The organism is Streptomyces sp. BK79, assembly GCF_044142145.1.
Classification (GTDB): domain Bacteria; phylum Actinomycetota; class Actinomycetes; order Streptomycetales; family Streptomycetaceae; genus Streptomyces.
Genome location: NZ_JBHVOC010000013.1, coordinates 73927 through 92816, shown reverse-complemented (window position 1 = coordinate 92816; position 18890 = coordinate 73927). Strand labels below are relative to the sequence as shown.

The following is an 18890-nucleotide window of genomic DNA, read 5'->3' as shown; positions in this document are numbered from 1 at the left end:
CCCCGGGTACCGTTCACCCCCATGCGCACCATCCTGATCACCGGCCCCGGCGGCAGTGGCCGTACCACCGTCGCCGCCGCCACCGCGCTCGCCGCCGCCCGGCAGGGCACCCGCACCCTCCTCCTCGGCGCCGACCGCGACGACACCCTCGGCGCCGCGCTCGGGATGCGCACCGGACCCGCGCCGGCCTCCGTCGAACCCGGCCTCACCGTCCGGCGGCCCGACCCGGCCCAGGGGTTCCGGGACGGCCTCGCCGCCCTCCAGGACCGCGCCGCCTCCGCCCTCGGCCTGCTCGGCGCCACCCGCCTCGACCCCGAGGAACTCACCCCGCTGCCCGGCGCCGACGAACTCGCCCTGCTGCGCGCCCTGCGCGACGCCGCCCTCGCCGAGGCGCACGACCTCCTCGTCGTCGACCTCCCGCCCGCGCCCCGGGCCCTCGCCCTGCTCGCCCTGCCCGAGGAACTGCGCCGCTACCTGCGCCGCCTGCTCCCGCCCGAGCGGCAGGCCGCCCGCGCCCTGCGCCCCGTCCTCGGCCGCCTCGCCGGCGTCCCCATGCCCGCCGAGGCGCTGTACGAGGCCGCAGGCCGCTGGGACCTGGAACTCGCCGCCGCCGAGGCCGTCCTCGCCGACCGCGGCACCGTCGTACGGCTGGTCGCCGAGCCCGGCCCGGCCGGCGCCGACGCCGTCCGCTCGGCCGGCCTCGGCCTCGCCCTGCGCGGCCTGCGCACCGACCTGCTCGTCGCCAACCGCGTCCTGCCCGAGGACACCCCCGCCGACAGCTGGCTCACCGGCCCCCTCACCCAGCAGCGCAAGACACTGGAGGAGTGGCACGGCACGTACGACGTCCGCACCGTCGCCCACCTCGGACACGACCCGCGCGGCACGGACGACCTCACCGCGCTCGCCGCGCCCGGCGTCAACCCCGAGGCGTCCCCGGTCGAGTGGCCCGTGACCGACCGGCTGGCCGAGGACGGCGTGCTGGTCTGGAACATCCCGCTGCCCGGCGCCGTCCGCGACGAACTCGACCTGGTCCGGCGCGGTGACGACCTGGTCGTCGCCGCCGGACCGTACCGCCGGATCGTCCCGCTGCCCTCCGCGCTGCGCCGCTGCACCGTCGACGGGGCCGCGTTGCGTCAGGGCACGCTCGCCGTCCGGTTCACGCCGGACCCGCGGCTGTGGCCCCGAGAGCGCTGATCCGGCTACGCCCGTTCGGGTAACGTCGTAAGGACGAACCGTAGTCAGGAGTCCGTCATGAGCGAAGAGCTCCCCCCGTCCGAGGCCCCCCGCCCCGACGAGGCCGACGCGGTGGACGAAGCGCGACCGGCCGACGCCGACGCCTGGTCGACGGCGTGCGCCGAGGACCTGGAGGCGGAGCAGGCCCGCCGCCGCGCCGAGTACGGGCCGCCGCCCGGCTCGGCCGCCGAGGAGCTGCGCCGGCTCGTCGACACCGTCGCGGACAAGCTGTCCGGCCTCCGGTCCCCGCTGCTCGGCCAGGTCGCCGGACCGGCCGCCCAGCAGGTGGTCCGGCAGGTCGTGCAGCAGGCGAAGGCCGCCGTCGAACCGGTCATCGAGCGCAACCCGGACGTCTTCGACCACCTCGCCGCCGCCGGCGGTGAACTCCTCGCCGCCTACCGCTCCGCCGTCCAGAACCAGGAGCGCCGCTGGACCGCCCCGGACACCGCCGCCAAGGACGTGCGCGACCCCCGCGACCTGGACGAACGGGGCGAGGACGACCGGGACGAAGGCGATGAGGGCACCGGCCCGGGACAGCGCATCGACCTGGACTGAGCCCTGCCTCGGGTACGGTTGGCCATAGCGGGGCTCGACCGAACTGAGGGATTCATGGGACTCACCATCGGCGTCGACATCGGCGGCACGAAGATCGCGGCCGGCGTGGTCGACGAGGAAGGCAACATCCTCTCGACCCACAAGGTGCCGACCCCGGGCACGCCCGAGGGCATCGTGGACGCCATCGCCTCCGCGGTGGAGGGCGCCCGCGCGGGGCACGAGATCGTCGGCGTCGGCATCGGCGCCGCCGGATACGTCAACCGCCAGCGCTCCACGGTCTACTTCGCGCCCAACATCGACTGGCGCCAGGAGCCGCTGAAGGAGAAGGTCGAGGCCCGCGTCGGCCTCCCGGTCGTCGTGGAGAACGACGCCAACGCCGCGGCCTGGGGCGAGTACAAGTTCGGCGGCGGCAAGGGCCACCGCAACGTCATCTGCATCACCCTCGGCACCGGCCTCGGCGGCGGCATCATCATCGGCAACAAGCTGCGCCGCGGCCACTTCGGCGTGGCCGCCGAGTTCGGCCACATCCGCATGGTGCCGGACGGCCTGCTGTGCGGCTGCGGCTCGCAGGGCTGCTGGGAGCAGTACGCGTCGGGCCGGGCGCTGGTGCGGTACGCCAAGCAGCGCGCCAACGCGACCCCCGAGCGCGCCGAGGTGCTGCTCGCGCTCGGCGACGGCACCCCCGACGGCATCGAGGGCAAGCACATCTCGGTCGCCGCCCGCCAGGGCTGCCCCGTCGCCGTCGACTCCTACCGCGAGCTGGCCCGCTGGGCCGGTGCCGGTCTCGCCGACCTGGCCTCCCTCTTCGACCCGTCCGCCTTCATCGTCGGCGGCGGCCTCTCCGACGAGGGCGACCTGGTGCTCGACCCGATCCGCAAGTCCTACAAGCGGTGGCTGGTCGGCGGCAACTGGCGCCCGGTCGCCGACGTGATCGCCGCTCAGCTGGGCAACAAGGCCGGCCTGGTCGGCGCGGCCGACCTGGCCCGGGAGCCCGACCCGATCATGTGACGGTCGCTTTTCGGGCGACGGGCACTGTCCCGGCCCGAGGGGCGCGAGGGGCGCGGGGGACTGCGCGACAAGCCACGTACTACCGGCAGTCGCCCATGAACCCCGCGCCCCGGCCCCGAGGCGCCCGGCCCCGAGACACCCTGTTCACGCGCCTTGATCACGCGCGCCTGGATCACGCGCGCCTTGATCACGCGGTCCCGTAAATTGGCGGCATGGCAACGTCCCTCCCCGCGCTCCCCAACTCCCGCACGGAGCCCGACGGTTCCGCCGTCGTCCGGGTCCTCAGCTACAACATCCGCTCGATGCGCGACGACACCGACGCCCTCGCCCGGGTGATCGCCGGCTGCGCCCCCGATCTCGTCCTCCTCCAGGAGGCCCCCCGCCTCTTCCGCTGGCGCAAGAAGCTCACCCGGCTCGCCGCCGCTTCCGGACTGGTCCACCTCTCCGGCGGCGCCACCGCCGCCGGCCCCGCGCTGCTGTGCTCCCTGCGCGCCACCGTCGAGCGCACCGAGGACGTGCTGCTCCCGCTCACCCCCGGTCAGCACCGACGGGGCCTGGCGACCGCGGTGGTCCGGATCGGCGGGGCCCGCCTCGGCGTGCTGAGCTGCCACCTGTCGCTGCGGCAGGACGAGCGGTACGAGCAGGCGGGGCTGCTCCTCGACCACCTCGCCGGCCTGGGTGTGCCGCACGCGGTCGCGGGCGGCGACCTGAACGAGCGCCCCGGCGGCCGGACCTTCCGGCGGATCGGCGACGGGCTGCGCGACGGCTGGACCGCCGTGCCCTGGGGCGGCGAGTACACCTTCCCCGCCGCCGCCCCGGACCGCCGCATCGACGCGGTCTTCGTCACGGAGGGCGTCGAGGTGCTGGGCTGCGGCGTGCCGCTCGGCCTTCCCGGGGTCGCCGAGGACGACCTGAGGGCGGCCACGGACCACCTCCCGGTCCTGACCGCCCTCCGCGTGCCCGCGTCCGCGGCGTGATCCCCGCCGGACGCGCGGGTTCCTAGACCACCGCGCCCCGCCCCGGGTCGTCGTCGTCCTCGTCGCCCGTCCGCATCCGCATCACCAGGGTCGCGACGCCGCCGAGGAAGCCGCCGATGCTGACGGTCTGCAGCCACCAGGTCATGTCCCAGCCGAGCACCACCGCCAGCAGGAGCAGCACGGGCCCGCCGAGCACGCCCAGCCAGGCGAACTTCGCGGTGGGGTCGCTCTCCGGGAGCGGGGGCGGCTCGGGCGGTACGAAGTGGCCCTCGTCGTCCTCGCCGAGGTCGTCGTCGGAGGGCTCGGCCAGGGTGTGGTCGCGCGGGCCGACACCGGGGGCGAACGCCACGGAGCCGCCCAGCGGCGGGGCCGAGGCCGGCCGGTCCGCCGCGGACCGGTCCGCCGACGGCTTGTCGGCCGCCGACTTGTCCGCCGCCGACTTGTCGGCCGACGGCTTGTCGTCGTCGGCGCCGGGCCTGTCGTCGTTGGTCTCCGGCTCCAGGAGCGCCAGGTCCTCCACCGACTTGAACGGCTTGGCGCCCGGCGGGTCCGGCGGCTCGTCCCCGTACCCGGCGACGATCGCCGCCCACGCGGCGTCCTCGTCGAGGGACACGGCCTGCTCCTCGGGGCCGCGGTCCTCCGCGCGCTCCGGGCCCTCGCGGTGCTCCCGCTCCCGCTCCAGGTCCCGCTCCTCGCGCTCCTCGCGGTCCTCGCGGTCGGAGTCGTGCTCAGCCACCTGCGGTCGTCCCTTCTGTGCCGAGACCGGGCTCCGGCTCCCCGACGGAACCGGGCGCGAGCCGGCCGATGAACGCGACGCTCTCCGCGAAGATCCGGTCCGCGTCGTGGTCCAACGTCGCCACGTGGTAGCTCTGTTCCAGCAGGACCTCCGTCACGTCCGTCGACGACACCCGGCCGAGGATGCGGGCCGAGTCGGCGGGCGGCACCACGTGGTCGCGCGGGCTGCGCAGCAACAGCAGCGGCTGGGTCACCTGCGGCAGGTCGCCGTCGGCGAGGCGGAAGAACGTGCGCAGCGAGTGCGCCGCGTGCAGCGGCACCCTGTCGTACCCCAGCTCCGTACTGAGCGGCTTCGCGATGTCACTGGCGATGCCCTTCGTCGCCGGCACCAGATGACGCAGGACCGGCAGGGCGTGCTGGGCCACGCCGTGCATCCGGTTCGCCGGGTTGACGACCACGACGCCCGAGACCGCGTCGCCGTGCTTCGCGGCGAGCCGCAGCGCCAGCGCGCCGCCCATGGACAGGCCGGCCACGAAGACGCGCGCACAGCGCTCGCGCAGGGCCCGCAGCTCGCGGTCCACCTCCGCGTACCAGTCCTGCCAGCCGGTGACCTGCATGTCCTGCCAGCGGGTGCCGTGACCGGGCAGCAGCGGCAGCGCGACGGTCAGACCGCGCGCGGCGAGGTACCGGGCCCAGGGGCGCAGCGACTGCGGGGAACCGGTGAAGCCGTGGCAGAGCAGGACGCCGGCCTCACCGCCCTCGTGGCGGAACGGCTCGGCTCCGGGCAGGACCGGCACGTCACGGTCTCCTGTCGTCAGGGGGCCGGCACAGCCGGCACGTCGGGTGCGGTGCATGCGGACGCGGTACACACGGGTGCGTACTTGCGGGTGCGGTACTTGCGGGTACTTCACCGTACGCGACCGCACTGACACCGACCAGGGCCGTCGGGGCCATTGACGCCACCCCGGGATAAGGTCTGACCCACAGACACAGGAGGCACTCGCTTGTTGTACGGCGCGATGAAGGTCACCGTCGGGGGTTCGCTGAAGCTCGCCTTCCGGCCCTGGGTGGAGGGCCTGGAGCACATCCCGGCCGACGGCCCCGCCATTCTGGCGAGCAACCACCTGTCGTTCTCCGACTCGTTCTTCCTGCCGGCCGTCCTCGACCGCAAGGTGACCTTCATCGCCAAGGCCGAGTACTTCAACACACCCGGCGTGAAGGGCCGGCTGACCGCCGCGTTCTTCAAGGGCGTGGGGCAGCTCCCGGTGGACCGCTCCGGAGCGCGCGGCGCCGGTGAGGCCGCGATCAAGAGCGGCATAGAGGTCCTGGAGCGCGGTGAGCTGTTCGGCATCTACCCGGAGGGCACGCGCTCCCCGGACGGACGGCTGTACCGGGGCAAGCCCGGCGGCCTCGCGCGCGTGGCGCTGGCGACCGGCGCGCCCGTGATCCCGGTGGCCATGATCGACACCGAGAAGATCCAGCCGCCCGGGAAGGTGATGCCCAAGCTGATGCGGCCCGGCATCCGCATCGGCGCGCCCCTGGACTTCACCCGCTACCAGGGCATGGAGCACGACCGCTTCGTCCTGCGCGCGGTGACCGACGAGGTCATGTACGAGATCATGAAGCTCTCCGGCCAGGAGTACGTCGACATGTACGCGACCGCCATGAAGCGGCAGATCGCCGAGGCGGCGAAGGCGGAGAAGGAGGCGGGCAAGGCGGCGAAGGCCGCGCTCGCGCAGGCGGAGAAGGAACAGGCGGCCAAGGAGAAGGCCGCCGAGGAGCAGTCGGCGGCCGAGCAGGACCGGTCCGCCGGCGACCGGTAGCGGCCCGGCGGGCACGGGGACGTACGGCCGCGGGACGGGGGGACGGGGGGACATGGCCAGGCGCGAGCGAGTCATGAGGATGTCGGTGGAGCAGCCGCTGTGGCGCGCGCTCGCCGGCTACCGCGTGCTCACCATGCTGTACGCGATCGGCTTCTTCGCCACCGCGTACTCCGGCTTCACCCGGCCCTGGCTCGCCGTCGCCTACTACGCGGTCCTCTTCGTCTGGACCCTGGCGACCCTCCCCAAGGTCTCCGGCGCCGCGAGCTGCACCAAGCGGTTCCTCGCCGCCGACCTCACGATCGCCGTCACCGGCATCCTGCTCACCCCGCTCGCCGACGCGCCCGAACGGGTCATGGACGGCGGCCCGACCCTGCCCTCGATATGGACCGCCGGCTCCGTCCTGGCCTTCGCCGTCAAGGGCGGCTGGCGCTGGGCCGCCGTCGCCTCCACCCTCGTCGCCGTCGCCAACCTGGCCGAGCGCGGCCACCCCGCCCGCGACACCGTCCACAACGTGATGCTCGTCTGGGTCGCCTCCATCGCCATCGGCTACGTCGTCGAGGTCGCCCGCGCCTCCGAGCGCACCCTCGCCCGCGCCCTGGAGATCGAGGCGGCGACCAGGGAGCGGGAGCGGCTCGCCCGGGACATCCACGACAGCGTGCTCCAGGTGCTCGCGATGGTGCAGCGGCGCGGCGCCGTCATCGGCGGCGAGGCGGCCGAGCTGGGCCGGATGGCGGGCGAGCAGGAGGTGGCGCTGCGCACCCTGGTCTCCGGCGGCCTGGTGCCCGTCTCCCGCGTGTCGGAGAACGCCGCCGAGGGCGCGGTCGTCCGGGCGGTGGAGGAACCGGACGGGGACGATCCGGGCGGTCCCGTCGATCTGCGCGCCCTGCTCGCCCCGTACGCCGGCTCCCTGGTGAACCTCGCCGAGCCGGGCGCCCCGGTGCCGCTGGACCCGGTCGCGGCCCGGGAACTCGCGGCCGCCGTGGGGGCGGCCCTGGACAACGTCCGCACCCACGTCGGCGCCGACGCGCGCGCCTGGATCCTGGTCGAGGACGAACCGGACGAGGTGATCGTCACCGTCCGCGACGAGGGACCCGGCATCCCGGAGGGGCGGCTCGCCGAGGCCGAGGGCGAGGGACGCCTCGGCGTGGCCCTGTCGATCCGGGGCCGGCTGCGCGACCTCGGCGGCACGGCCGAGCTGATCTCGGTGCCCGGCCAGGGCACGGAGGTCGAACTGAGGGCACCCAAGACGTTCACGAGAACCAGTACCACCGCGCGGGGGAAGGCGGCAGAGCAGTGACCGAGCGACAGGGAACCATCAAGGTCATGGTGGTCGACGACCACCCGATGTGGCGCGACGCGGTCGCCCGGGACCTGGCCGAGTCCGGCTTCGACGTGGTCGCCACTGCCGGCGACGGCGACCAGGCCGTGCGCCGGGCCCGGGCCGCCGCGCCCGACGTCCTCGTGCTCGACCTCAACCTGCCCGGCAAGCCCGGCGTCCAGGTCTGCAAGGAGGTCGTCGGCGCCGACCCGAAGCTGCGCGTCCTGGTCCTCTCCGCGAGCGGCGAGCACGCCGACGTGCTGGAGGCGGTGAAGTCCGGCGCGACCGGATACCTGCTGAAGTCGGCCTCCACCGAGGAGTTGCAGGACGCGGTGCGCCGCACGGCCGCCGGCGACCCGGTCTTCACCCCCGGGCTGGCCGGACTGGTCCTCGGCGAGTACCGCCGCCTCGCCTCCGAACCCGCCCCGCCCGCGGGCACCGACGACCCCGGGGCGCCCCGGCTCACCGACCGCGAGACCGAGGTGCTGCGCCTGGTCGCCAAGGGCCTCAGCTACAAGCAGATCGCCGAGCGCCTCGTCATCTCCCACCGCACCGTGCAGAACCACGTCCAGAACACCCTGGGCAAGCTCCAGCTGCACAACCGCGTGGAACTCGTGCGGTACGCGATAGAACGGGGTCTGGACGACGCGTGACCCCGCGCGGGACAGTGGCAGTGGCCTGAACCACCCGCTGTGGCAAGGGAGTTGCACGATGAGGGTCGGAGTACTGACCGGCGGCGGCGACTGCCCCGGGCTCAACGCCGTCATCCGGGCCGTCGTCCGCAAGGGCGTCCAGGAGTACGGCTACGAATTCACCGGCTTCCGGGACGGCTGGCGCGGCCCCCTGGAGGGCGACACCGTCCGCCTCGACATCCCGGCCGTCCGCGGCATCCTGCCCCGCGGCGGCACCGTCCTCGGCTCCTCGCGCACCAACCCGCTCCGGCACGAGAACGGCATCCGGCGCATCAAGGACAACCTCGCCAAGCTCGGCGTGGAGGCGCTCATCACCATCGGCGGCGAGGACACCCTCGGCGTCGCCACCCGACTCGCCGACGAGTACGGCGTGCCCTGCGTCGGCGTCCCCAAGACCATCGACAACGACCTGTCCGCCACCGACTACACCTTCGGCTTCGACACCGCCGTCTCCATCGCCACCGAGGCCATCGACCGGCTGCACACCACCGCCGAGTCGCACATGCGCGTGCTGGTCGTCGAGGTCATGGGCCGGCACTCCGGCTGGATCGCCCTGCACTCGGGTCTGGCCGGCGGCGCCAACGTCATCCTCATCCCCGAGCAGCCCTTCGACATCGAGCAGGTGTGCGCCTGGGTGACCTCGCGGTTTAGGGCGTCGTACGCCCCGATCGTGGTCGTCGCCGAGGGGGCGGTGCCCAGGGACGGCGACATGGTGCTCAAGGACCAGACGCTGGACTCCTACGGGCACGTCCGGCTGTCCGGGGTCGGCGAATGGCTGGCCAAGGAGATCGAGAAGCGCACCGGCAAGGAGGCCCGGACCACCGTCCTCGGTCACGTCCAGCGCGGCGGCACGCCCAGCGCCTTCGACCGCTGGCTCGCCACCCGCTTCGGCCTGCACGCCATCGACTGCGTCCGCGACGGCGACTTCGGCACCATGGTCGCCCTGCGCGGCACGGACATCGCCCGGGTCCCGATCGCCGACGCCACCGCCCGGCTGAAGACCGTCGACCCGGCGCTGTACGAGGAGGTCGGGGTCTTCTTCGGCTGACCGGCGGCCCGGGGCACGGCACCGTATATTCGGCCGGGAGCCCAGCACCCCAGCACCCCGGCATCCGGCAGAACGGGAGCGGTCATGGAGATCCTGGCCTTCGGCGTCCAGGCCGACGAGAAGCCCCTGATCGAGCGGGCCTTCCAGGACCACGACGCGGTCCGCTGCCTCGACGTCTTCCTCAACGAGGACACCGCCCCCATCGCGGCCGGCCACGAGATCGTCTCCACGTCCGTCAACGCCGACCTGGGCGCGGGCGTCCTGGAGATCCTCGCGGCCGGCGGCACCCGGATGGTGGCCCAGCGCTCCACCGGCTTCAACAACATCGACCTCGACGCGGCCGAGCGCCTCGGCATGACCATCGCCCGGGTCTCGTACTACTCGCCGTACTCGGTCGCCGAGTTCGCGTGGGCCCTCGCGATGGCCGTCAACCGGCGGATCGTGCGCGCCTCCACCCGCACCCGCGACTTCGACTTCCGCCTGCACGGCCTGATGGGCCGGGACATGCACGGCCGCACCGCCGGCGTCCTCGGCACCGGCAAGATCGGCGAGGCGTTCGCCCGCATCGCCCACGGCTTCGGCATGCGCCTGCTGGGCTGGGACGTCGCCGAGAACCCCGCCTGCGTGGAGCTGGGCATGCGCTACGTCCCCAAGGACGAGCTGCTCGCCCGGTCCGACCTGGTCTCCCTGCACGTCCCGCTCATGCCCGCGACCCAGCACCTGATCGACGCCGTCGCCCTCAAATCGATGCGGGACGACGCGATCCTGGTCAACTCCAGCCGCGGCGGCCTGGTCGACACCGCCGCCCTGGTCACCGAGCTGCGGGCCGGCCGGTTCACCGGCGTGGGCCTGGACGTGTACGAGGCGGAGGCGGGCCTGTTCTTCCTCGACAAGTCCCTGGAGGCCATCGCCGACGACACCCTGGCCCGCCTCGTCACCTTCCCGAACGTCCTGGTCACCTCGCACCAGGCGTACTACACCGAGGACGCCGTCGGCCAGATCGTCGACGCCACGGTGACCAACGTCCTCGACTACCGGGCGGGCCGCCGCTCGGAGAACGTGCTGGTGCCGCGCAGCTGACCGGTCAGCTCCCGCACGATCGCCGCGCCGTTCAGCGTCAGCACCGACTCGGGATGGAACTGCACGCCCGCGAAGCCCCCGCCGCGCAGCGCGTGCACCTCGCCGCCCGCCGAGCGGCTCACCTCGATGCCGTGCGCGGCCAGCTCACCGGCGGTCTCGTCGTCGCAGCGCGCGGTGAAGCTGTTGTAGAAGCCGACGGTCTCGCGCCGCCCGAACAGGTCGATCTCCGTCTGCGCCCCCTGGTACGGCACCTCCTTGCGGACCACGTCCAGCCCCAGCTCCGCCGCGATCAGCTCGTGCCCGAGGCAGACCCCGAGGACACCGTGCCGGTGCTCCCGCAGCACGTCGGCGGCCAGGGCGCGCAGGAAGCGCATCTTGGGGTCGGCCGGGTCGGACGGGTCACCGGGGCCGGGCCCCAGCACCACCGGGCCCTCGTGCCCGAGCACCGCCTCGCGCAGCCCCGGCTCGTCGTACCGCCGCACGGTCACCGTGAGCCCCGAGGAGCGCAGCACGTGCGCGAGCATCGCCGTGAAGGTGTCCTCCCCGTCGACCACGAGGGCGTGCCCCTCCAGGGCGTGGGACGGCTCCCGCATCCGCAGCCAGAACGGGGCCAGCGAGGCCCGGCGCCCGTCCAGCGCGGCCCGCACCCGGGGGTCGTCGGCCAGCGCCGGCCGCCCGGCCTCCGCGCGCGGCCGGGACGGACGTACGCCCAGCGCCGCCAGCACCCCGGCCGCCTTGGCGTGGGTCTCCGCGACCTCGCCCGCCGGGTCCGAGCCCCGCACCAGCGTGGCGCCGACCGGCACCCGCAGCCGCCCGCCGGCGTCGATGTCGGCGGTACGGATGAGGATGGGGGAGTCGAGGGTCTGGGCACCGCCGCGGTCCCTGCCGAGCAGCGCCAGGGCGCCCGCGTAGTAGCCCCGGCCGCCGACCTCGTGCCGCTCGATGACCCGGCAGGCGTTCTGCACCGGCGACCCGGTGACCGTCGCCGCGAACATGGTCTCCCGCAGCACCTCGCGCACGTCCAGCGAGGAGCGGCCGCGCAGCTCGTACTCGGTGTGGGCGAGGTGCGCCATCTCCTTGAGCCGGGGGCCCACGACCACACCGCCCATGTCGCCGACGGTGCACATCATCTTCAGCTCCTCGTCGACCACCATCGACAGCTCCTCGATCTCCTTGCCGTCGGCGAGGAAACGCAGCAGGTGCTCGGGGGTCGGCCCCTCGGCGGGATAGCGGTACGTCCCGCTGATCGGGTTCATCACCACCGTCCCGCCGGACATCCGCACGTGCACCTCGGGGCTGGCCCCCACCAGCGTCCGGTCCCCGGTGTGCACGACGAACGTCCAGTACGCGCCCCGCTCGCCCTCCAGCAGCCGCCGGAACAGCGCCAGCGCGTCGGCCCGCCCGAACCCGGGGACCCGGCCCCCGTACGTCCGCCGGATGACGAAGTTGGCGCCTTCGCCGCTCCCGATCTCCTCGTCCAGCACCCGCCCGACGATCCGCGCGTACTCCTCGTCGTCCACGTCGAAGCCGCCGTCCTCGACGCGGACCTCGTGCGCGGGCAGGGCGGCGAGGACCTCGGCCAGCGGGAGGTCGTACCGCTCCTCGGGGGTCAGCACCAGCAGCGGCGTCCCGTCGTCGCGCACGTCGAAGCCGCGCTCGCGGATCTGCCGGAAGGGGACGAGCGCCAGGCCCTCGTCGGGCAGGCCGGCGAGTCTGTCGTGCTCCGTCACCGGGCCGCGCAGCAGCTCCACGGTGTCGTGGTCGTGGCCCGGGGTGCGGCGGCGGAGCAGGGCGAACGGGCGGGGGTCGGCCAGGAGGCCGTCGAGCGGGGTCGTGGAACGCGCCATGGGTCGTGTCCTTCTCGTTCAGTCGGAGAGGAACGGACCCCGGTCGCGAAAACACCGAAGGCCGCCCCTCGGGCGGCCTTCGCGAAGTCTTGCGTACGCGCAGTCAGTGGGCCGCCGGGTGAGCGGTCCACCACCAGTTCTGGATCGAGTGCGCGAACATGGCACGCAGGGTACACCAGACCGGCCGTGTCCCGGGGCCCATCGCGTCGTTGATCCTGTCGTGCTCCCCGCCCGTGCGGGGATGGCCCGAAGCTCAAAACGCTGCTGCATATGGGGGCTGATTGCTCCCCGCACCTGCGGGGATGTCGGGCGTACGCCGCCGAGGAGTACGCCCGTCTCACTCACTGGGCGTGGTGATGGACGCCGTGACCGACCGCGTACTGTTGAGTGCGTGACCGTGAACGCTGATTCCCGAAGCGTCGCCGCTCAGGCGACATGGCGAGACCTGCCCGCGGCGCAGCAGCCCGAGTACCCGGATGCCGAGGCTCTGCGCGATGTGATCGCTGAGCTCGAAACGTATCCGCCGCTCGTGTTCGCCGGAGAGTGCGACCAACTGCGTGCTCGTATGGCCGCGGTCGCCCGGGGAGAGGCGTTCGTCCTCCAGGGCGGCGACTGCGCCGAGTCGTTCGACGCGGTGTCCGCCGAGCACATCAGGGCGAAGCTCAAAACCCTCCTCCAGATGGGCGCCGTGCTCACGTACGCCGCCTCCGTGCCCGTGGTGAAGGTCGGCCGGATCGCCGGCCAGTACTCCAAGCCGCGTTCCAAGCCGACCGAGACCCGCGACGGCGTGACGCTGCCGACGTACCGCGGCGACTCCGTCAACGGCTTCGACTTCACCGAGGCGGCCCGGATCCCGGACCCCGAGCGGCTCAAGCGCATGTACCACGCCTCGGCCTCCACGCTGAACCTGGTGCGCGCCTTCACCACCGGCGGCTACGCCGACCTGCGCCAGGTGCACGCCTGGAACCAGGACTTCGTGAAGTCCTCGCCCTCCGGCCAGCGCTACGAGCAGCTCGCCCGGGAGATCGACCAGGCGCTGAACTTCATGCACGCCTGCGGCACGGACCCGGAGGAGTTCAAGACCGTCGAGTTCTTCTCCTCGCACGAGGCGCTGCTGCTCGACTACGAGTCGGCCCTCACCCGCGTCGACTCCCGCACCGGGCAGCTGTACGACGTCTCCGCGCACATGGTGTGGATCGGTGAGCGCACCCGGCAGCTGGACCACGCGCACATCGAGTTCGCCTCGCGCATCCGCAACCCGATCGGGATCAAGCTCGGCCCGACGACGACGGCCGAGGAGGCGCTCCAGTACATCGAGCGCCTTGACCCGGAGCGCGAGCCCGGCCGGCTGACCTTCATCGTCCGCATGGGCGCGGACAAGATCCGCGACAAGCTCCCCGAGCTGGTCGAGAAGGTCACCGCGTCCGGCGCCACCGTCGCCTGGATCACCGACCCGATGCACGGCAACACCTACGAGGCGGCCTCGGGCCACAAGACCCGGCGCTTCGACGACGTGCTCGACGAGGTCAAGGGCTTCTTCGAGGTCCACAAGGCGCTCGGCACCCACCCGGGTGGCATCCACGTGGAGCTGACCGGCGACGACGTCACCGAGTGTGTGGGCGGCGGCGACGAGATCTTCGTCGACGACCTGCACCAGCGCTACGAGACGGCCTGCGACCCGCGGCTCAACCGCAGCCAGTCGCTCGACCTGGCGTTCCTGGTGGCGGAGATGTACCGGGACCAGTGACGGTCCGCCCCCGGGCGGGGCCGAAGTGAATGGGGCGCGGGTCACACACGATCCGCGCCCCCTCCACTTTTGCCGGCCCTGCGCGATGGGTAAGGTTAGGTTTGCCTCACCGATCAGTCGGGTCTCCGGTCGTCGGTACGGCACGACCTTGTACCCCGCTCGGGAGGTGAACCGCGTGTTCGTCTGCAGCTGCTTCGGTGTCACCGAGGAACAGGTGAAGGGCCACGCGGAGGCCGGTGCCTGCACCCCTCGGCAGATCGCCTCCGCCTGCAAGGCCGGCACCGACTGCGGCGGCTGCGTGCGGCGCATCCAGGCGCTGCTCGGCCGCGGCGCCTGCCCCCGACGGGACCTTGCCGACCAGGGCGAACCGGTCCTCGCGGAGCTTCCCGAAGCGGCCTAGCTAGAGCGAGCCGGGGCCGGACGCGTCCGGCTGGGACTGCTCGATGACCGTCGACAGGTACAGCGACTCGCCCAGCTTCTCGATCAGCTCGAGCTGGGTGTCCAGGTAGTCGATGTGGTGCTCCTCGTCGGCGAGGATGGCCTCGAAGAGGTTGGCCGACGTGATGTCGTGCTTGGCCCGCATCACCTCGATGCCCCGGCGCAGCCGGTCGATCGCCTCCACCTCGATCTCTCGGTCGGCCTGGAACATCTCGGTCACGCTCTGGCCGACCCGGACGTGGAAGAGCCGCTGGTAGTTCGGCAGGCCGTCCAGGAGCAGGATGCGGTCGGTGAGCGCCTCGGCGTGGCGCATCTCGTCGAAGGACTCCGCGCGCGTGTACTTCGCGAGCTTGGTCCAGCCCTTGTGGTCCTGCAGCTTCGCGTGCAGGAAGTACTGGTTGATCGCCGTGAGCTCGGCGGTCAGCTGCTCATTGAGGAACTCGATGACCTCGGGGTCGCCCTGCATCGCTTGACGCTCCTTAGAACGGGAACTGGCGTGTTGCGCCGCATGATTGCACCGGCGTCGAAGATCGTCCAGTAAGTCTCGACTTAGTAAGTAAGTACATGCTTAGTCGATATTGTTCGCGTTATTCCTTTTGGTCCGAATGTAAGGGGGCGGGTCAGGGGCATCGGTCCGGGTCTGTCAGGATGGAGGCATGGGTCAGCCGGTGGGACACGAATCGGGAGAAGGCGGTCCGGAAGGAGCGTCGCGGTCCGAGCTTCCACCGGGACAGCGACTGCAGCGCGGCTGGCCGGTCACGCACTACGGACCGGTCCCCAAGTTCCGCCCCGAGCGCTGGGAGTTCCGGGTCTTCGGCGCCACCGCCGACGGTGAGAAGCGCGGCTGGACCCACGACGAGTTCACCGCCCTGCCGTACACCACGGTCGTCGCCGACCTGCACTGCGTCACGAAGTTCAGCATGCTCGGCTCGGAGTGGGGCGGGGTGCCGGCCCGCACGATCCTGGAGCTGGCCCCGCCCGCGCCCGCCGTCACCCACGTGATGGTGTGGGCGGAGTACGGCTTCAGCTCCAACCTCCGGCTCGGCGACTTCGCCGCCGAACGCACCCTCTTCGCCACCCACAAGGACGGCGAGCTGCTCACCGCCGAGCACGGCTTCCCGCTGAGGCTGGTCGTGCCGCACCTGTACGCCTGGAAGGGCCCGAAGTGGGTGCGCGGCGTCGAGTACATGACCGCCGACCGTCGCGGCTTCTGGGAGGAGCGCGGCTACCACAACATCGGCGACCCGTGGCGGGAGCAGCGCTACTCCTACCAGGAGGAGCCGGGGGACGGCCCCGAGCTCTGACCGGCCGGTCGCGCGGACGTCAGCCGTCGCGCAGCTTCTTCAGCCGCTCCACGTCCGCGGCGTGCCCCTCCTTGCCGCCCGGCGTCTCGATGACCAGCGGCACGCCCTCGGTCGCGGGGTGGGTCATCAGCGCGCGGAACGGGTCCTCGCCGATGTGACCGGCGCCGATGTTCTCGTGCCGGTCCTTGTGGGCGCCGGCCACGTCCTTGGAGTCGTTGGCGTGGATGAGCTTCAGCCGGCCCTCGCCGACGGTGTCCACCAGCAGGTCCAGGGTCTGGTGCATGCCCGACGGGCCGGTCAGGTCGTGGCCCGCCGCGAAGATGTGGCAGGTGTCCAGGCACACGCCCAGCTTCGGGTGGGCGTCGAGCGCCTCGAAGTACGGCCCGAAGTCCCAGGTCCGTGAGCACAGGGAGGCGCCCTGGCCGGCGGTCGACTCCAGCAGCAGGTACGGGTCGTCGTCGTGGGTCAGCTCCTCCAGCAGCGGCAGCAGGTGCTCGCGCACCTGCTTCAGCGCCACCGACCGGTCCCGGCCGCCGGTCGCGCTGCCCGTGTGCACGACCACGCCGAGCGCCCCGATCGCCCGCCCGCGCCGCAGCGAGTGCCGCAGCGACTGAACCGACCGCTCCACCGTCGCCTCGGTGTGCGAACCGAAGTTGATCAGGTACGGGGCGTGCACGTAGGCCGGGACCGACTCGGCCGCGCACGCCTCCCGGAACGCCTCGTCCTGCCGGGGGCTGCCGGCCGGCGTGGCCCAGCCGCGCGGGTTGGCGACGAAGACCTGCACGGCCTCCGCCTTCAGGTCGCGGGCGTAGGGCAGACCCACGGAGTGCAGGCCGCCGGCCACGGGGACGTGAGCGCCGACGGGGTTGCGGACGGGCGCGGGGGAGAGGGCGGACTGTTGACTGTTCACCCATTCAGGGTGTCACGCCTGGTCGCCGCTCCGGACCGTGAGAGCCGTCACCTGATGGTGATCTTGATGGTGGAGCCCTTGGGGGCCGTGTCGCCGCCGTCCACGGACTGGTCCTTCACGGTGTCGCCGAACAGTCCGAGCAGACCACGGTCCTCGTCCACCTCGAAGCCGGCGTCCGTCAGCTTCCGCTTGGCGTCGTCCACGCTGTCGCCGACCACGTCCGGGACCTCGATCATCTCGGGGCCCTTGGACACCGTGAGCGTCACCGTGTCGCCCTCGGCGGCCCGGCCGCCCGGGTCCGGCGTCTGACGGGCGACCTGGCCCTTGTCGTACTCGGAGTTCACCTGCTCGTCGGCGACCTTCACCTTCAGGCCGGCCTCGGTCAGCTCGGCCCGCGCGTCGGCCAGGTCGTCGCCGGTGACGTCCGGGACGTCGATCGGGCTGCCCTTGCTGACGACCAGGGCGACCGCCGAGCCCGCGCGCACCGTGGTGCCCGTCCTCGGCTTCGTGGAGATCACGAAGCCCTTGGGCACCTCCTCGCTGAACGCCCGGGTCACCATGCCCGGCTCCAGTCCCTCGTCCTTGATCAGGGTGCGGGCCCGGTCCAGCTTGTAGCCCTGGACGTCCGGCAGCTTCACGGTGTCCGGGCCGTCGGAGACCGTGAAGGACACCGAGTCGTTCTTGCGGATGCGGGCGCCCACGCCGGGGTCGGTGCTGATGATCCTGCCGCGCTCCACGGTGTCGCTGTAGGCGTGCTCGACGTCGCCGACGTCCAGTCCCGCGTCGTCCAGCCGGTCCCGGGCCTGTGCCTCGGTCTTGGACAGCAGCGCGGGCACCTTGGTGAACTGCCCGGAGTTGATGTACCAGACGCCCGCGCCGAGGCCGAGCACCAGCAGGACGGCCACGACGACCGCCATCGGGCCGCGCCGCAGCTCCGGCCGGCGGCGGCCGGGCGGGGCCGGCGGGGGAGCGGTCAGGCGGCTGGTGCGCTGGATCCCGTCGGAGGGGAACGCGGCGCCCGCGTCCTCGTCCTCGTTGACGGGCAGCGGGCGGGGCACGGTCAGCGCGCGGGGGATCACGCTGGTGCGGTCCTCGGCGTTGTCGTGCTCCGAGGCCAGCGCCTGCGGGGGCACCGCGTCGAGCTGTGCCTCGCTCAGCGTCCCGCGCGCCCGGCGGACCTGCCCGAGCAGCGCCACGGCGTCGTGCGGCCGGATCTCCGGGTTGCGGGCGGTCGCCGACGCCACCAGCTCGTCCAGCTCGTACGCCATCTCCGGCACGGCGGCCGACGGCGGCGGCACGTCCTCGTGGAGGTGCTTGTAGAGCACCTGGGCGGCGGAGTCCCCCTCGTGGGGCTTGCCGCCGGTCAGCATCTCGTAGAGCACGACGCCGGACGCGTACACGTCGACCCGGGGGTCGGCCGCCCCCTGCTCGATCTGCTCGGGCGCCAGGTAGGAGACGGTGCCCAGGACGGCGCCGGTGGTGCTGGTGACCGTGTCCACGGACCGGACCAGCCCGAAGTCGGCGACCTTGACCCGGCCGTCGTCCCCTATCAGGACGTTCTCCGGCTTCATGTCCCGGTGCACGAACCCGGCCCGGTGCGCGGCGCCGAGCGCGGCCAGGACCGGCTCCAGGATGTCCAGCGCGGCCCGCGGCTGGAGCGCCCCGCGCTCGCGCAGCACGTCGCGCAGGGTGCATCCGGCGATGTACTCCATCGCCAGGTAGACGTACGCCCCCTCGGCCCCCTGGTCGAAGACCTGCACGACGTTGGGGTGGTCGAGCCGGGCAACCGACTTCGCCTCGCGGATGAACCGCTCCACGAAGGCGGCGTCCGTCGCGAGCGCCGGGTGCATCACCTTCAGCGCGAGCACGCGGTCCAGGCGGGTGTCCACGGCCCGGTAGACCGTGGCCATCCCGCCGACCGCGATCCGCGCCTCGACGCGGTACCGGCCGTCGAGCACCTGCCCGACGAGAGGGTCCTGAAGGGTCGTGTCCACGCAGCGAGTCTACGAGCCACCACGGACACCCCTCACATCGTCGCCGGAAACCGGGACGGTACCGCAGCGCACCTGTGACGCTTCCCACGCCCGCCGCCCCCCGCCCGCCGACGCACGCGGCCCACCCGCGCACGAGCGGTCGGCCGCCGATGGTGATCGGCCCCCACGGGCGAGGTCCACC

At 72.9% G+C, this 18890-nt stretch carries 19 protein-coding genes; 12 read left to right on the top strand and 7 right to left on the bottom strand.

The genetic code is table 11. The features are described 5' to 3' along the window. The first annotated feature begins 21 nt into the window (after nucleotides 1-21). From ACFIF2_RS17885 to ACFIF2_RS17870, 4 genes are all read left to right on the top strand, one after another. Nucleotides 22-1194, top strand: coding sequence for an ArsA family ATPase (locus ACFIF2_RS17885; protein ID WP_395573658.1), 1173 nt, complete (start codon nucleotides 22-24; stop codon nucleotides 1192-1194). A 57-nt stretch (nucleotides 1195-1251) separates the two neighbouring features. After that, nucleotides 1252-1788 carry a DUF5304 domain-containing protein gene (locus ACFIF2_RS17880; protein WP_395573656.1) on the top strand — a complete coding sequence of 179 codons (537 nt, stop codon included), beginning with the start codon at nucleotides 1252-1254 and terminating at the stop codon, nucleotides 1786-1788. 54 nt (nucleotides 1789-1842) lie between these two features. Continuing rightward, on the top strand, nucleotides 1843-2796 hold the full coding sequence (locus ACFIF2_RS17875) for an ROK family glucokinase (protein WP_395573654.1): 954 nt from the start codon (nucleotides 1843-1845) through the stop codon (nucleotides 2794-2796). A 212-nt stretch (nucleotides 2797-3008) separates the two neighbouring features. After that, entirely contained in the window at nucleotides 3009-3773 is a 765-nt protein-coding gene (locus tag ACFIF2_RS17870) for an endonuclease/exonuclease/phosphatase family protein (protein WP_395573652.1), read from the top strand. Between the two features lie 22 nt (nucleotides 3774-3795). Here ACFIF2_RS17870 and ACFIF2_RS17865 read toward each other — a convergent pair whose 3' ends face one another. Both ACFIF2_RS17865 and ACFIF2_RS17860 read right to left on the bottom strand, forming a co-directional pair. Continuing rightward, nucleotides 3796-4509: a hypothetical protein gene (locus ACFIF2_RS17865; protein ID WP_395573650.1), complete on the bottom strand. Its 714-nt coding sequence runs from the start codon at nucleotides 4507-4509 to the stop codon at nucleotides 3796-3798. After that, complete coding sequence (locus ACFIF2_RS17860) at nucleotides 4502-5305, bottom strand: alpha/beta hydrolase (RefSeq protein ID WP_395573648.1); 804 nt, start codon at nucleotides 5303-5305, stop codon at nucleotides 4502-4504. Before ACFIF2_RS17860 ends, ACFIF2_RS17865 begins: the two co-directional genes overlap by 8 nt. A 222-nt stretch (nucleotides 5306-5527) precedes the next feature. On the opposite strand from ACFIF2_RS17860, the gene ACFIF2_RS17855 reads away from it, so the two are divergent. The 5 genes from ACFIF2_RS17855 to ACFIF2_RS17835 all read left to right on the top strand — a co-directional run bounded on the left by ACFIF2_RS17855 (nucleotide 5528) and on the right by ACFIF2_RS17835 (nucleotide 10469). Beyond that, on the top strand, nucleotides 5528-6331 hold the full coding sequence (locus ACFIF2_RS17855; RefSeq protein WP_395573920.1) for a lysophospholipid acyltransferase family protein: 804 nt from the start codon (nucleotides 5528-5530) through the stop codon (nucleotides 6329-6331). Between the two features lie 52 nt (nucleotides 6332-6383). Next, nucleotides 6384-7628: a MacS family sensor histidine kinase gene (gene macS / locus ACFIF2_RS17850; RefSeq protein WP_395573646.1), complete on the top strand. Its 1245-nt coding sequence runs from the start codon at nucleotides 6384-6386 to the stop codon at nucleotides 7626-7628. Between the two features lie 26 nt (nucleotides 7629-7654). Further along, nucleotides 7655-8302, top strand: coding sequence for a response regulator (locus tag ACFIF2_RS17845; protein ID WP_395573918.1), 648 nt, complete (start codon nucleotides 7655-7657; stop codon nucleotides 8300-8302). A gap of 58 nt (nucleotides 8303-8360) precedes the next feature. After that, nucleotides 8361-9389 carry a 6-phosphofructokinase gene (locus ACFIF2_RS17840; RefSeq protein WP_395573644.1) on the top strand — a complete coding sequence of 343 codons (1029 nt, stop codon included), beginning with the start codon at nucleotides 8361-8363 and terminating at the stop codon, nucleotides 9387-9389. Nucleotides 9390-9473: 84 nt separating this feature from the next. Next, nucleotides 9474-10469 carry a 2-hydroxyacid dehydrogenase gene (locus ACFIF2_RS17835; protein WP_395573643.1) on the top strand — a complete coding sequence of 332 codons (996 nt, stop codon included), beginning with the start codon at nucleotides 9474-9476 and terminating at the stop codon, nucleotides 10467-10469. Here ACFIF2_RS17835 and ACFIF2_RS17830 read toward each other — a convergent pair. Further along, entirely contained in the window at nucleotides 10421-12316 is a 1896-nt protein-coding gene (locus ACFIF2_RS17830; RefSeq protein ID WP_395573642.1) for an anthranilate synthase family protein, read from the bottom strand. The genes ACFIF2_RS17835 and ACFIF2_RS17830 overlap by 49 nt on opposite strands. Before the next feature lie 103 nt (nucleotides 12317-12419). Then, nucleotides 12420-12476, bottom strand: a complete 57-nt coding sequence (locus ACFIF2_RS17825; RefSeq protein WP_076973970.1) for a trp operon leader peptide — start codon at nucleotides 12474-12476, stop codon at nucleotides 12420-12422. A 231-nt stretch (nucleotides 12477-12707) separates the two neighbouring features. Here ACFIF2_RS17825 and ACFIF2_RS17820 point away from each other — a divergent pair, with 231 nt between their 5' ends. Further along, the gene (locus ACFIF2_RS17820; protein ID WP_395573641.1) at nucleotides 12708-14063 is read left to right on the top strand and encodes a class II 3-deoxy-7-phosphoheptulonate synthase; all 1356 of its coding nucleotides are present in this window, start codon (nucleotides 12708-12710) and stop codon (nucleotides 14061-14063) included. Between the two features lie 166 nt (nucleotides 14064-14229). Beyond that, nucleotides 14230-14463: a bacterioferritin-associated ferredoxin gene (locus ACFIF2_RS17815; RefSeq protein ID WP_395573640.1), complete on the top strand. Its 234-nt coding sequence runs from the start codon at nucleotides 14230-14232 to the stop codon at nucleotides 14461-14463. Here the strand turns inward: ACFIF2_RS17815 and bfr are convergent, their stop codons facing one another. Beyond that, nucleotides 14464-14967: a bacterioferritin gene (bfr, locus tag ACFIF2_RS17810; protein WP_395573638.1), complete on the bottom strand. Its 504-nt coding sequence runs from the start codon at nucleotides 14965-14967 to the stop codon at nucleotides 14464-14466. Nucleotides 14968-15157: 190 nt separating this feature from the next. On the opposite strand from bfr, the gene ACFIF2_RS17805 reads away from it, so the two are divergent. Further along, nucleotides 15158-15805, top strand: a complete 648-nt coding sequence (locus ACFIF2_RS17805) for a sulfite oxidase-like oxidoreductase (RefSeq protein ID WP_395573637.1) — start codon at nucleotides 15158-15160, stop codon at nucleotides 15803-15805. Nucleotides 15806-15824: 19 nt separating this feature from the next. Here ACFIF2_RS17805 and ACFIF2_RS17800 read toward each other — a convergent pair whose 3' ends face one another. Beyond that, on the bottom strand, nucleotides 15825-16715 hold the full coding sequence (locus ACFIF2_RS17800; protein WP_395573636.1) for a deoxyribonuclease IV: 891 nt from the start codon (nucleotides 16713-16715) through the stop codon (nucleotides 15825-15827). 47 nt (nucleotides 16716-16762) lie between these two features. Then, nucleotides 16763-18709: a Stk1 family PASTA domain-containing Ser/Thr kinase gene (pknB, locus tag ACFIF2_RS17795; RefSeq protein WP_395573635.1), complete on the bottom strand. Its 1947-nt coding sequence runs from the start codon at nucleotides 18707-18709 to the stop codon at nucleotides 16763-16765. Between the last annotated feature and the right edge of the window lie 181 nt (nucleotides 18710-18890).